Below are 12,525 nucleotides of genomic sequence, written 5' to 3'. Positions count from 1 at the left end.
GGCCCGGCTGCGCCCACTGCTCCGCTCCACGTGTACCTGCCTGTCCAGCCGCCGTCTCCCGGAACAGGAGGAGGCCATGTCGACCACTGGGCAGCTGTGGGGTCCCCGGAGTGTCATCCGGGCGAGCAGGAGCGATCTGGAACGCCTGTCTGCCGGACAGCGGCGCTTTATGGAGCTGGTGATCGTATGCACCTGGCTGCTGTACCTGCCGGTCTGGCTGGGCTGCACGGTCTGGTGGGGTCTGGAGCGGCTGACGGGCGGCCAGCCCGGGCCCCAGCCGGACTTCATCTACCTGCGCTCGCCCGGCTGTCTGCTGTATGTGCCGGGCGCCTGGCTGGCCGTCACCACCGCGCTCTTTACCATCACGGCCATGTGCGTGCTGCCGGTGATGGTGCTGTCCTGGGCGGTGCAGGGCTGGGCCGCCGGCGGCCCGCCGAGCGAGGTGGCGGCCCGGGCCGGGGCCGGCCTGGCGCTGGAAAGCCTGCTGGTCTGGCTGTACCGCCGGCACGTCAGCGGCGCGCTGAACGGCTGAGCGCGGGCGTCCGGAACGGTCATGGACCCCCCCGCACGCTCCACGGTGAGCCCGCGCGAAGACCTGCAGCAGCAGCTGGCCGCCCGGCTGGCCCGGCTGTGCCGCCGGGGCGGCGGGCTGGCGCTGGGGCTGTGGGGGGCGCCGGGCCTGGGCAAGACCCACACGGCGCAGGCGCTGCTGCACGGCCTGCCGTGCCGGTCCTGCACCGTGCACGCGGCGGCCCCGTTCGGCCAGCTGGTGCAGCGTCTCCCCCGGCCCCGCCGCCCGGGCGCGCTGCTGGAACGGTCCCTGGCGCGGCTGGATCAGGGGCTTCCGGACGGTCCAGACGCAGAGCTGTCGCTGCTGCTGTCGCTGCTGCGCGGCAGTGCCCCGGTGCTGGTGCACGTCGAGGACCTGCACGAAGCCGGCAGTGAGCGGGCCGAGCTGTGGCAGCGGCTGGCGCAGGCGGTGGTGCGCACTCCAGGGGTGGGGCTGCTGGTGACCAGCCGCCGTGAGCCGCCGCCGCCATTCCAGGCCGCGCTGCTGCCCCCACTGGACCGCGCCGCCTCGGACCAGTTGCTGCTCCGCGAGGCGGGGGCCGACCTGCCGCCGGAGGCGCTCGCCTGGATCTGGCGGCGCGCGGCCGGCAACCCGCTCTTTACCCTGGAGTATTTCCGCTTCCTGGCGCGGCAGGGTCACGTGTGGAACGACGCGCGCTGCTGGCGCTGGCGGGAGCCGCGCGCGGAGCAGATGCCGGCCATGGTGGAGGCGCTGATCGAACGCGCCCTGCTGGATGCGGGCCGCGAGGTGCTGCTGGCCCGGCTGATCGGGATGAAGGCGTTGCTGCCGCGCGTCCTTGACGACGACCGGCTCGCCGCCCTGTGTGACCTGAGCGTCACGGACCTGCAGCAGGCGGCCGCGGAGCTGGGAAGGCGCGGTGTGCTGAGCGGCGGCGACTTTGTCCACCCGCTGTACCGGGAACTGGCGCTCGGCAGCCTCCCGCCCGAACAGCGCCGCACGCTGGCCCGCCGCGCGCTGAGCGTGGAGCCGGGCGAGCCGTCCAGCCTGGTGCGGCTGGTGGACGCTGCCGAACTGGACGCCGTCCGCGCGCTGGAAGCGCTGCTCGGCGCGGCCGGGCGGCGACGGACGGCCGGAGACCCGGTGGGCGCCGCGCGCCTGCTGGCCCACAGCCTGCGCTACGCCGACCCGGACACCGCCGCCCGGCTGGCGCTGGAGGCGGCCCGCGACCTGCAGGAGCGGGACGTGCCGGAGGCCACCCGGCTGGCCGAGCGGGCCGCGCTGTCGCCCGCGCTGCACAGCGAAGCCACCTGGCTGCTGGCGGAGCTGCTGGCCGCCCAGGGCCAGGGTCAGCTGGCCGAGGAGCGGCTGGGCCGGCTGCCCGCCGCCGAGCGCGAGGGACCGGCCTTTCTCACGCGGGTGCTGGGGCTGCGGGCCAACGACAACCACCGGCTGATCGAGCTGCTGGACCGCTCGCCGGGCCTGCTGGCGCACGCCGATCCCGAGACGATGTGGCGGGCGGGCCGGGCGCTGGCCTACCAGGGCCGCGTCACGGAGGCCGGGCAGATCGCGGCCGCCCTGCTGGAACGACCCCAACTGTCCGCACATGGACGGGCCATGGCGCTGAAGATCCGGTCGGTGGTGGCGCAGGTGCAGGCGGACTTTGCGGCGATGGAGCGGCTGGAACATGAGGTGCTGTCGCTGGTGCAGCCGAGCGGCAACTTGCGCCTGATCGACGCCGCGCTGTTCAACCGGGCGATGGCGCTCGGCACCCTGGGCCGGCACCCGGAACGCGCCGCCTGTCTGGAGCAGGGTCTGGCGGTCTGCCACGAGCTGGGCGACCTGTCGGCCACGGCGATCGCGCAGGTGGCGCTGGCCGAAGCGCAGAGCGAGGCGGGCAACTCCCCGGCGGCCGAGGCCCCGCTGCTGGAGGCCCGCGCCGTGCTGCTGGGGCTGGACGTCAGCGGGTATCTGGTGGACTGCGAGTGCGCCTTGAGCCGGCTGTACCAGCGCTGGCAACCGCCGCACGGTCCGGTGATGGCCACCCGCTACGCCTCGGCGGCGGTGCAGCACGCCCGCGAGCTGGAAGACCTGCGGTCGCTGGTGGAGAGCCTCCCGGTGGCCGCCCAGGCCGCGGTCTGGGCCGGTCAGCCGCAGCAGGCGCTGGCGCTGGGGGATGAGGCCCTGCAGCTGGACCCGGACGCGGGCCTGACACAGGCGCGGCAGGCGGCGCAGGCCGCCCGGGGCGCCGCGCTGGCCGCCCTGCACCGCGAGGCGGAGGCGATGCTGGCCCTGCAGGAGGCCGAACAGCTGGCCACCCAGATGGGTGACCTGCTGAATGCCCAGCTGGCCGGGCTGGAGCTGGACCGGCTGCGCGGTGACCCGGCGTCGGCGGCGGGCCGCCTGGCGTGGTTCATCCAGAGGGGGCTGGGGGCCGGGGTCGATCAGGTGCGGCGGCGTTTTCCAGACTTGCAGCCGCCCGCCGGGTCGCTCTCTACCACCGGGCCCCGCCTGCGGCTGGAGGTGCTGGGTGAGCTGGGCTGCGGGCCGGCCTCGGCCGTGCAGCCGGTCCGCGGGCAGAAACGGCGGGCCTTGCTGGCGTGGCTGCTGGAGGCGCGGCTGGCCGGACGGCCAGGCGTGGCGCAGCTGGACCTGCTGGACGCGCTGTATCCGGGGCTGCCGGAGCGTCAGGCCCAGGCCGCGCTGCGCGACCTGGTGCATCAGCTGCGCGCCGGGCTGGGGGCCGGGGCCCTCCGCACCACCCCGGACGGCTACGCGCTGGGCGACGTGGACAGCGACGCCGCCGAGTTCCTGGCCGGCGGCGACACCCGCCTGTGGCGTGGGCCGTATCTCTCGGGGCTGCAGCTGGAGCGCCGCGACGACGCGGTGCCATCGGCGCTGTATGTGGCGCTGCAGACCCGCGCCGCCGCGCTGATCGCCACCGATCCTCAGGAAGCGGCGCGGCTGGGCCGGCTACTGCTGGAGGCCGATCCCTATGACCTCGCCGCCCTGCGGCTGACCCTGACGGCCCTGCGTGCAGCCGGCAACCACCGGGGCCTGGGCCGGACCTACCAGGAGGCCGGCCGCCGGCTGCTGGAGGTGGGAGAGCACCTGCCCGAGCGCTGGAGCGACTTTCTGGAGGAGGTCCCGGATCCCTCCGGCGCCAGCGCCTGAGTCACCGGCGTTTGATGCCCGCGGTCTGATGCCGGTCTGATGGCCGGAGCCTCAGGCTGGACGGTGAAGGGAGGCGGCCGGAGATCGCCGCGCCCGCCCCCACCGCACACCAGCGGCCGCCACCCACCCTCAGGGAGGACATTCGAGATGGCACAGGCACCGAACCGTTTGATTGTGGGAGGGCTGCTGCTGGCCTGCAGCAGCGCACTCGCCCAGGGCAGCCTGCTCAAGCAGTGGGCCAGCAGCGTGGTCACCCGCAGCTCCGAATATGGAGCGCAGACCTGGGGCGCGGTGCAGGCGCTCAGGGAGCCGAACACCATGGCGTACGGCGACAACGGCACCGCCTGGGCCCCCGCCAGCAACAACGGCCCGGTGCAGTCCATCACCGTCGCCTTCGACACGCCGGTGTACGCCACGGCGGTGGTGGTGCGCGAGACCTACGGCAACGGCTTCGTGCAGAAGATCTTTGCCATCGACACGCAGGGCACGCCGCACCAGGTCTGGGCCGGCCGGGACACGACCCAGCCGGGCTACACGGTGAACTTCGTGGTGAATTTTCCGCGCACCACCTACCTGGTCAAGGCCGTGAAGGTGGTGATCGATCCGAACCACAACATGAGCACCTACGAGGAGATCGACGCCGTCGGGCTGCACGGGTACGGGCAGTGAGGCGGGACGCGCATGCCCCGGCTGATCCGGCGTGTCTCGCCCCCTGAGGACAGCGGACGCGGGCCGTACTACCGCCTGTGCCCCCGGTGCTTCCGCGCGGTGCCCGGGAGCACCGCCGAGCGCTACTGCATCAACGACGGCACCCGGCTGCTGGACCGCTGCCCCTGCTGCGGCACCCGCATCACCTCACCGTACAGCCGGTATTGCAGCGGCTGCGGGCATCCCTATGCACAGGCCTGAGCGGTCAATCGCCGTCCGGGCCGACAAGGAGCGTCATGAAGCGACTGTGGAGTTCCACCCTCGGCGCCACCCTGCTCTCGGTGCTGGTCGCGTGTTCCTCCGGGACCGCGCCTCCGCCCCCCACCCTCTACACCGAGAAAAACGCCTGGAGCGGCGCCATCCCGGGCGACGCCCAGACGGTCAGCGCAGATGAATTCAGCCGGGGCATTGCCACCGGGGAGCTCCAGCTGATCAGCAGCGCGGACCTGGCAGCGCAGAAGGCCGCCCGCGAGGCGCAGTACCAGCAGGACCTGGCTTTCCTGCGTGGCCTCCAGAACCCGTCGCCTGCCGTGCAGCGGCTGCTGGACCAGGCGACCGCCCACCCGACCTTCGAGGGAGACCGGCCGGTCAAGGTGCCCGGCGGGCAGACGGTGCTGCTGTTCGGGCTGGGCACCCAGCTGCACAACGCGGCCGAGACCGCGCGCCTGGCCGGGAACGTGGACAACGCCCTGACCCAGTACCGCCTGCTCTACGACCTGCTGCCGGAGACGCTGAAGGCCCAGGCGCCCACCCCCGACAGCCTGAAGGGCAAGGGAATGGCGGAGGTGCGGGCCGCGTTGGACACGCTGAACACGTTGCTGGGCACCGCCCCGGCGTCCGGCACCCTGGGCGCGGCGCGGCTGGAACCGAACGGCGGGCTGCAGCCGCTGGCCATCACCCCCGGCAACGGCACCGACAACAATGGCCCCTGCGCGCCCACCAACCTCGTCAAGCGCTACTGGTTCCCGCTCAAGAACTTCGTGAGCTCCATCAAGAACCAGGCGAACCGGGGCACCTGCTGGGACTTCTCGGCCATCGGGGCGGTGGAGAGCCGCGAGCGGGTGCAGAACAACAACCCGGCGGACCTCTCGGAGCAGTTCCTGGCCAACAAGGTCAAGCAGGACTGGGACGCCAGCGACTACGTCGACGGGTACTCTTCCGTATCGGCGCTGAACACGGCGGTGGACAAGGGCCAGCAGCTGCCCAGCGAGGCCGGCTGGACCTACAACGGGGCCATGAACCGTCCGTACGTCAAGGACGGCGACAGCGGCAGCTACGCGAACACCTGCAAGGGGTACACCGGCACCTGCTCCGAAACGGCGCACGAAAGCCGGCGCACCTGCACCACCGTCATCTTCACCTTCTGCAGCTACGTGAAGGTGACGTTCGGCGGGCCCGGGGTGGCCGCCTCGCGGCCGGTCCTGGTGTGGGCCAACGGCAACAAGGACACCCCCTGGAACCTGAACAGCCTCCGGCTGCTGCTCGCGCAGGGCCACGTGCTGATCGCCAGCTTCCCGGTGTACAAGGGCTTCCGGGACGACGTGACGGGCGACGGCGTGGTCAGCAACTACAAGAAGACCATGATCGACGATAAGAGCAAGGAAGTGGAAGGCGATTACGGCGGGCACGTGGTCCAGATCGTGGGCTTCCTGAGCAACGAGGACCTGACCGCCTTCGGCACCACCCCCAAGATCGGCGGGGGCGGCTACTTCATCGTCAAAAACTCCTGGGGCTGCAAGAACGGCGACGGCGGCTACTACTACGTGCCGGCCGACTACGTGAGCGGGCTCTTCTCCGACCTGTACACCCTGGACTTCGACAGCCGGCGCAGCGACGCCTGGACGAAGGAGCAGGCCACCCCGGGCGGGTCGCAGGCGCCGGCCATCGAGCTGAAGAGCAATCCGGCGCGCGCCGACCTGCGGGTCGAGACCGATCTGGCCGCCTTCTTCCGGGTGACGCATCCGGTGGCCAAGTCCGTCACACTGCGGGTCAGCTCGGACGTGGACGGCGTGCTGTACAACGGCCCGTGGAGCACCGACACCGGCGCGCTGTTCGGCCCGACGCTCAAGCGCACCTTTGCCACCCCCGGCTCCCGCACGCTCAGCCTGCTGGCCAGCTACGGCACCGGCCAGGCGCAGGCCAGCCTGAGTGTGAACGTGGTGAACAGCCCACCGACCCTGACCCTGAACGCTTCGGGCGACGCGCACCAGAACGAAGCCTACCCGGTGACGGCGCTGGTGGCCGACCCGAACGAGACCGATGCCGCCGCGCTGTGCGCCCGCACCACCTGGAGCGTGGACGCGCCCGACACGCTGCCCGCCACCACCGGCTGCAGCCAGCCCATCACCTTCCGGACGCTGGGGGCACGGCAGGTGCGGGTCACCACCGTGGACCTCGAGGGCCTGAGCGCCAGCCGCACCCTGACGGTGAACGTGCTGCCGCCCTCGGTGAATCCGTATCCGCGCATCGTCAGTTCCGGGGTGTACTCGCGCCAGTTCATCACGATCGGCAACTTCCCCTTCTGCGGGTCGCCGGCGGTGGCCCCGGGCAACACCATCGACCTGAGGGAGAAGGGTTGCACCCTGGTGAGCTCCCAGCCGGACCCGACGCGTTACTTTGGCTCGGTGGAGGTGGAGAATCCCTCCGGTGAGGCGCTGACCTACGACTGGACGCTGTACGTCACGGACAACCGCGGCGAGGTGCCACTCTACCGCACCGTGGCCTCCACCAACACGTTCCAGCTGTATCCCTACGCCAACGCGATCGACGTGACCAACCCCTGCCGCGTCGCGGTGACCGTCAACGCGCCGGACCCGGCCCGCAGCAAGACCCAGACGGTCTGGAGCGGCCGCTGCACCTACTACTCCACCCGCCTCAACTGAGTAAGGGAAGAGGGGGCCCGGCTGCAGCCGGGTCCCTTTTTGTATGCCTCACAGCCGGGCGCGCAACACCCACAGCGCTTCGGCGGCCAGCAGCACGCCGGTCAGCAGGAACGGCGCGCGCAGGTCCAGGTGGACCAGCAGCGCGCCCAGCAGCGGTCCCAGCGCGAAGCCGAACGCCCCGGCGCTGGCGGTCAGGCCGAAGGCCACCCCGCGTTCCTCCGGCCGGATCAGGCGGCCCATCAGGGCGTTGGCGGCCGGGATGGTGCCGCCGATGCACAGCCCCATCAGCACCCGCCCCACACCCAGCAGCAGCACACTGGGTGCCAATGCCTGCAGCGCGGCGAACAACGCCGCGCCGCCCGCCGAGTACACCAGCACCCGCCCGGCCGACCAGCGGTCCGAGAGCCGCCCCGACAGCAGCGCGCCGATGCTGGCGCTGACCGCCACGGCCCCCAGCACCGCGCCGGTCTGGCTGGCCACATGCCCCACGTCCGGCCCCGACAGGTCCGAGATCACCAGCGGCAGCACCGGCCCCACGATCGAGCCGGCCAGCTGATCCAGAAAGTTCACCACGATGATCGGCAGGATCAGGGCGCCCACCACGCGGGCGTGGGGCCGCTCCGGTCGCGGCGCGGCGGGGTCGGCGGCCGGGCGGGGATGCGTGCCGCGTTCGGTGCCGAACAGCACCAGCAGGCCCGAGAGCAGCAGCAGCGCGGCCGTCACCCCAAAAGGCAGCCGGTAGCCGAGCCGGTCGGCGATGAAACCGCCCAGCAGCGGCCCGCCCGCCGCACCCGCGAAGACCGCCGTCTGCATCAGACCCATGCTGGACCCCAACTGGCGCGGCGGCACGGCCCCCGCCACCAGCGTGTTGGAGGCCGAGACGGTGCCGGTCAGCAGGCCCTGCAGCAGCCGCAGCAGCACCAGCGGGGCCGGCGCGGTGACCAGTCCCATCAAGCCCACCACCACCACCCCGGCGAAGGTGGCGCGCAGCACCATGGCTTTGGCGCCGTATCGGTCGGCCAGGCGACCCCACACCGGGGCCATCACCGCCATGGCGACGCCGCTGGCCGTGGCCGACACGCCGGCCCACAGCGCCGCCCGTTCAGCCCCCGGCACGCCCAGCCGCTGGATGAACAGCGGCAGAAATGGCAGGGCCAGCGTGAAGGCCGTCTGCGTGATCAGCTGCGACAGCACCATCACCCACAGCGTCCGCTGCCACGGTTCGGCGAACTGGATCCGGAGGCGGACGGGACGGCGCGACACGGCGGCATGATACGCCTCTCGATCTCTGGTGCCACAGCAACACCGCCCCGGGAACGTTCCCGGGGCGGTGTCGGGCACCCTAAGCAGCAACAGCACCCTTACCTGGTGTTGCCGCCCTGCGCGTTCTCTCCGCCCGTGCGTCCGGCCTCGGCGTGCTGCTCGCTGCTGCCGCCACGCTGGCTCTCGCCGCGACTGCGCGACGCTTCGCCCCCCTTCTGACCAATCTCGGCCATATGCTGACGGTCCTGGCTCACGGCCTCGCCCCCCTTGCGGCCGGCCTCGCGGGCTTCCTCGCTGGTGAACTCATGGGCATTGCCACTCTCATGCGCCGCCCGGCCGCCTTCGCTGGCGATCTCGCGCCGCCGGTCCTCGTCCATGCCGGCAAATCCACGGCCATCATTCTTCGTCATGCGTCGGCCTCCTCGAATGAAATGAAGTGTGTGGAGGGCTGCTCCACGCCTCAAGTATGAGAGAAAAATATGAAACCGAGCCTAGGGATGAGAAATGGTGGGTCTTACTCCTCTTGATTCTGGTGCTTCAGTTTGCTGAAGTGAGGGTCAGCCGATGCTCATCTGAGTGAGAGGGCGAAGAGACCGGGGCGCCTGGACCTAAGCCCAGGCGCCCCGGTCTCTTCAAGTTCAATCGGCGGATGCCGGTGTCTGCTCCTGCTTCTGGGCGGCGAGCAGCGCCTGCCGCTCGCGCCAGCGCCGGCTGTAGCCCATCGGATCCATTTCTGGGTCGCGGTCCTGCTCGGCCGGATCACGCTCGCCGCGGTTCGCCTGGGCCAGGACCGCGAGCGGGACTTTGGCGCTGCGGTCCTCATACAGCAGGCCGTTTTTCTCCTGGAAGGTGTCGGTCAGCTGGGTGTAGCAGAAGCCGGCCAGCCCCTTGCAGGCGTGGATCGCCTCCAGCAGCGCTGTGTACTGGCGCTGCAGTGAAGGGGCGTCGGCGCTGCGCTGGTACCCCCAGCCGCGGTCGCCGCTGGGACTGTAGGCCACGCCGCCGAACTCGCTCAGGACCACCGGGGCCGCCGGGCCGTCGGCGTTGAGCGCGATGCGCCGGCGACCCGGCCGCACTTCCGCCACCGAACGGGCGGTGGCTTCCGGGGTGCCGTAGCGCGTGGTCAGGGTCTGCGGCTTCTGGCTGTAGTCGTGGACGCCGATGATGTCGGTGACCACCGATTCCCAGCCGTCGTTGCCGATCACCGGGCGGCTCTGGTCCAGCGCGCGGGTCAGGTGGTACAGCGCCCGCACCAGCTGGCGGTGCTCATCGGCGTGCGGGAGGTCCGGCACGCCCCAGGACTCGTTGAACGGCACCCACGCCACGATGCAGGGGTGTGAGCGGTCCCGCTCGATCGCCTCGGTCCACTCGCGGCTCAGGCGGCTGGTGGCCTCCGGGTTGAAGCGGTAGGCGCTGGGCAGCTCCTCCCAGACCAGCAGGCCCAGCACGTCGCACCAGTACAGCCAGCGCGGGTCCTCAATCTTCTGGTGCTTGCGCGCGCCGTTGAAGCCGAGCATCCGGGTCAGCTCCACGTCCTGCCGCAGCTCGTCGTTGGTGGCGGTCATCAGGCTGTGCGGCCAGTAGCCCTGATCCAGCACCAGCCGCAGGGGATACGGCTGGCCGTTCAGCAGGAAGTGCTGCTGGTCCACGCCCGCCGAGCGCAGCGCGGTGTAGCTCTCCACCCGGTCGAGCACCCGGTCGCCCACCCGCAGCTCCACCACAGCCCCGATCAGCTGCGGGTGTTCCGGACTCCACAGCAGCGAGTTGCGGGCGTCGTCGATGCCGCCGTCCGGGAAGCCAATACGCCGCCGCACCTCGCCGCGCTGCAGGCCGGTGTTCGGCACGCTGTAGTGGTCGCGGGAGAGCGTCTCACCGTCGAGCGACAGCTCCACGTACAGCTGCAGCCCAGCCATCTGCGGCCCGTGCACGCTGGCTTCCAGCTCGACCTCCCAGCGCGGCACGTGGGGGGTCCACTGCAGTCGGCTGATCGAAACTTCCGGCACCCACTCCAGCCAGACTTCCTGCCAGATGCCGGTGGTCCGCGGGTACCAGATCTCGTGCGGTTCCAGCTGCCAGTCCTGTTTGCCGCGCGGCTTGGCCAGATCGTGCGGGTCGTCGGTCGCCTGGACCACCACCACGAAGTGGTCGCCGATGTCGCCCGGCAGGTCGGCGTGAAACGGGGTATGGCCGCCCTGGTGGCGCACGACCAGCTGGCCGTTCACCCAGACACAGGCCTCGTAGTCCACGGCTCCGAAGTGCAGCCGCAGGCGATGGGTGCCGTTGTTCGGGCGGGGCGGCGTCCAGACTTCTTTGCGGTACCACACCGAGGGGTGAAACCCGGTGTCGTGAATGCCGCTGGCTTCACTCTCTGGCGGGAACGGAACCTCGATGGACAGATTGAATTCCGGTTGGTCTGGCGCCTGCCAGGCCAGCTGATCGTCAAATGCGAACTGCCACGTCCCGGAGAGGGAAAACCAGGCATCACGGCGGAACTGTGGCGTGGGGTGTAACAGGGTCACAAGACCTCCAGAACAGAGAGTGAAGCGTGTTGAATTGAACGGACATGCGGAAGAAGAGCCGTTGGACCCGCCGATGGTAGTCGGCCCCTTCTGCCCTGTCAATCGCCAGAATACCCATTCAGCAGATACTGATTGAAGAATCCCTGAAATGAGGATTCGGTGGGTTTCTTATCCAATTCACTTCCTCTTTCAGCGGAACGAAATTGCTCATCTTTAGAAACCTGTTTTGGGTGCAACGCCAGTTTAAAAAAATGATTCGGCGATGGGCCGTATGGCGCAGAAAATCAAAAAAACACCTTCTGTCTCTCTTCAGCCTGTTGAACCAAGTACGCCTCAGATCTCTCGCCGTCTCCCACGGCTGATGCTTTCATTCGGCGCGTCCTTGGCATTCCCGATAATGATCGGTTTCCTCCCCTTGCTCATGCTTGGGCACGGGCAAGAAGGAGAAACATCTCTGTACCTCTAGACAAGCAGTCCACGTGCTCGATGAGGCCCCATCCACCCTGCTCGCCTGTTGCTCTTTCATAGATTCTTCAATCGTGTTATCTTCAGGCATGCCTCCCGAGCTCGTTCCTGATGAACCGTTGGTGCAGGCCCTCATCGCTGCTGACCTCAGCACCGTGTTGTCCCTCCCCGGGCCCTGGCAGCAGCGTCCGCTGGCCGAGACGCGCACGCGGCTCACACCGATCTTCAGTGCGGCGCAGCGTGACCACGTCAATCTGTTCGCCCCGGGCGACGACTTCCACAGTTGGCTGATGCAGGCGGTCAGCGTGACCCGGCACGGCCCCGGCACCGCCCGCGCCAACACCATGCGCGCCCGCCTGTCCACCCTCGCGTCCATCTACACCACGCTGCTGGACGAAGAACTGCTGTCACGTGATCCGATGCACGGTCTGGTCTGGCCACCGCTGGAACACCGGCAGGCACCTCTGCCCCCCCCCGAGGAAGTCACCCGCCTGCTGCGCCACGCCGAACCGGACCTGCCGTTGCATGCGGCTCTCACGTTGATCGTGCGGCACGCCTTTCAGGTGGCTGACCTGCTGGCCTTACGGTGGCCGGCCTTCTATCACGCGGACGGCACCCTGCTGCGCCGGCGTACCCTCACCCGCCTGGACGACCCGAGTTACCGCAGCCTGGAGCGCCTGCTGGCCCAGGCTGGCGGGCCGCTGGCGGACCCCCAGGGACCGATCTTCCCCTACCGGACGCTTGACGACCTGCGCCGCGCCCTATTTGCCCTCAGCCTGCAGGCAAACGTGCCATTCATCTCCCCTTCGCAGCTGCGGCAGGTGTCCCTGCGCGATGTGGACCATACCGCCAGCAGCGCAGGGTTCGCCTCTCAGCGCCGCGAACCGTTCGAACAGGCCGTCGCCCTGGCCCGCAGCGTGAGCGAGAAGCTCAATTCCTCCTCATGAAGTAACGGGAAAGGCCAACCTTAAGCTCTCTGAAGGCG

At 70.1% G+C, this 12,525-nt stretch carries 9 protein-coding genes; 6 read left to right on the top strand and 3 right to left on the bottom strand.

The window, feature by feature from the left end:
* The first annotated feature begins 76 nt into the window (after window positions 1–76).
* The 5 genes from ABOD76_RS01055 (at window position 77) to ABOD76_RS01035 (ending at window position 7,293) form a co-directional block, all read left to right on the top strand.
* Window positions 77–532, top strand: a complete 456-nt coding sequence (locus tag ABOD76_RS01055; protein ID WP_350240763.1) for a hypothetical protein — start codon at window positions 77–79, stop codon at window positions 530–532.
* Window positions 533–553: 21 nt separating this feature from the next.
* Complete coding sequence (locus tag ABOD76_RS01050; RefSeq protein ID WP_350240762.1) at window positions 554–3,703, top strand: hypothetical protein; 3,150 nt, start codon at window positions 554–556, stop codon at window positions 3,701–3,703.
* A gap of 147 nt (window positions 3,704–3,850) precedes the next feature.
* The gene (locus tag ABOD76_RS01045; protein ID WP_350240760.1) at window positions 3,851–4,372 is read left to right on the top strand and encodes a hypothetical protein; all 522 of its coding nucleotides are present in this window, start codon (window positions 3,851–3,853) and stop codon (window positions 4,370–4,372) included.
* 12 nt (window positions 4,373–4,384) lie between these two features.
* Window positions 4,385–4,612, top strand: coding sequence for a hypothetical protein (locus tag ABOD76_RS01040; RefSeq protein ID WP_350240758.1), 228 nt, complete (start codon window positions 4,385–4,387; stop codon window positions 4,610–4,612).
* Between the two features lie 35 nt (window positions 4,613–4,647).
* Window positions 4,648–7,293: a C1 family peptidase gene (locus ABOD76_RS01035; protein ID WP_350240757.1), complete on the top strand. Its 2,646-nt coding sequence runs from the start codon at window positions 4,648–4,650 to the stop codon at window positions 7,291–7,293.
* A gap of 48 nt (window positions 7,294–7,341) precedes the next feature.
* On the opposite strand, the gene ABOD76_RS01030 is transcribed toward ABOD76_RS01035, so the two are convergent.
* The 3 genes from ABOD76_RS01030 to ABOD76_RS01020 all read right to left on the bottom strand — a co-directional run bounded on the left by ABOD76_RS01030 (window position 7,342) and on the right by ABOD76_RS01020 (window position 11,075).
* Entirely contained in the window at window positions 7,342–8,556 is a 1,215-nt protein-coding gene (locus ABOD76_RS01030) for an MFS transporter (RefSeq protein ID WP_350240756.1), read from the bottom strand.
* A 98-nt stretch (window positions 8,557–8,654) separates the two neighbouring features.
* A complete protein-coding gene (locus tag ABOD76_RS01025) occupies window positions 8,655–8,966 on the bottom strand; it encodes a general stress protein (RefSeq protein WP_350240755.1) in 312 nt (103 codons plus the stop codon).
* Window positions 8,967–9,194: 228 nt separating this feature from the next.
* Window positions 9,195–11,075: a glycoside hydrolase family 2 protein gene (locus ABOD76_RS01020; protein ID WP_350240753.1), complete on the bottom strand. Its 1,881-nt coding sequence runs from the start codon at window positions 11,073–11,075 to the stop codon at window positions 9,195–9,197.
* A gap of 620 nt (window positions 11,076–11,695) precedes the next feature.
* On the opposite strand from ABOD76_RS01020, the gene ABOD76_RS01015 reads away from it, so the two are divergent.
* Window positions 11,696–12,487, top strand: coding sequence for a hypothetical protein (locus tag ABOD76_RS01015; protein WP_350240751.1), 792 nt, complete (start codon window positions 11,696–11,698; stop codon window positions 12,485–12,487).
* Window positions 12,488–12,525: the final 38 nt, after the last annotated feature.

The sequence above is a fragment of the Deinococcus sonorensis KR-87 genome, assembly GCF_040256395.1.
Classification (GTDB): Bacteria; Deinococcota; Deinococci; order Deinococcales; family Deinococcaceae; genus Deinococcus; species Deinococcus sonorensis.
This window is presented reverse-complemented; position numbering and strand designations above follow the sequence as displayed.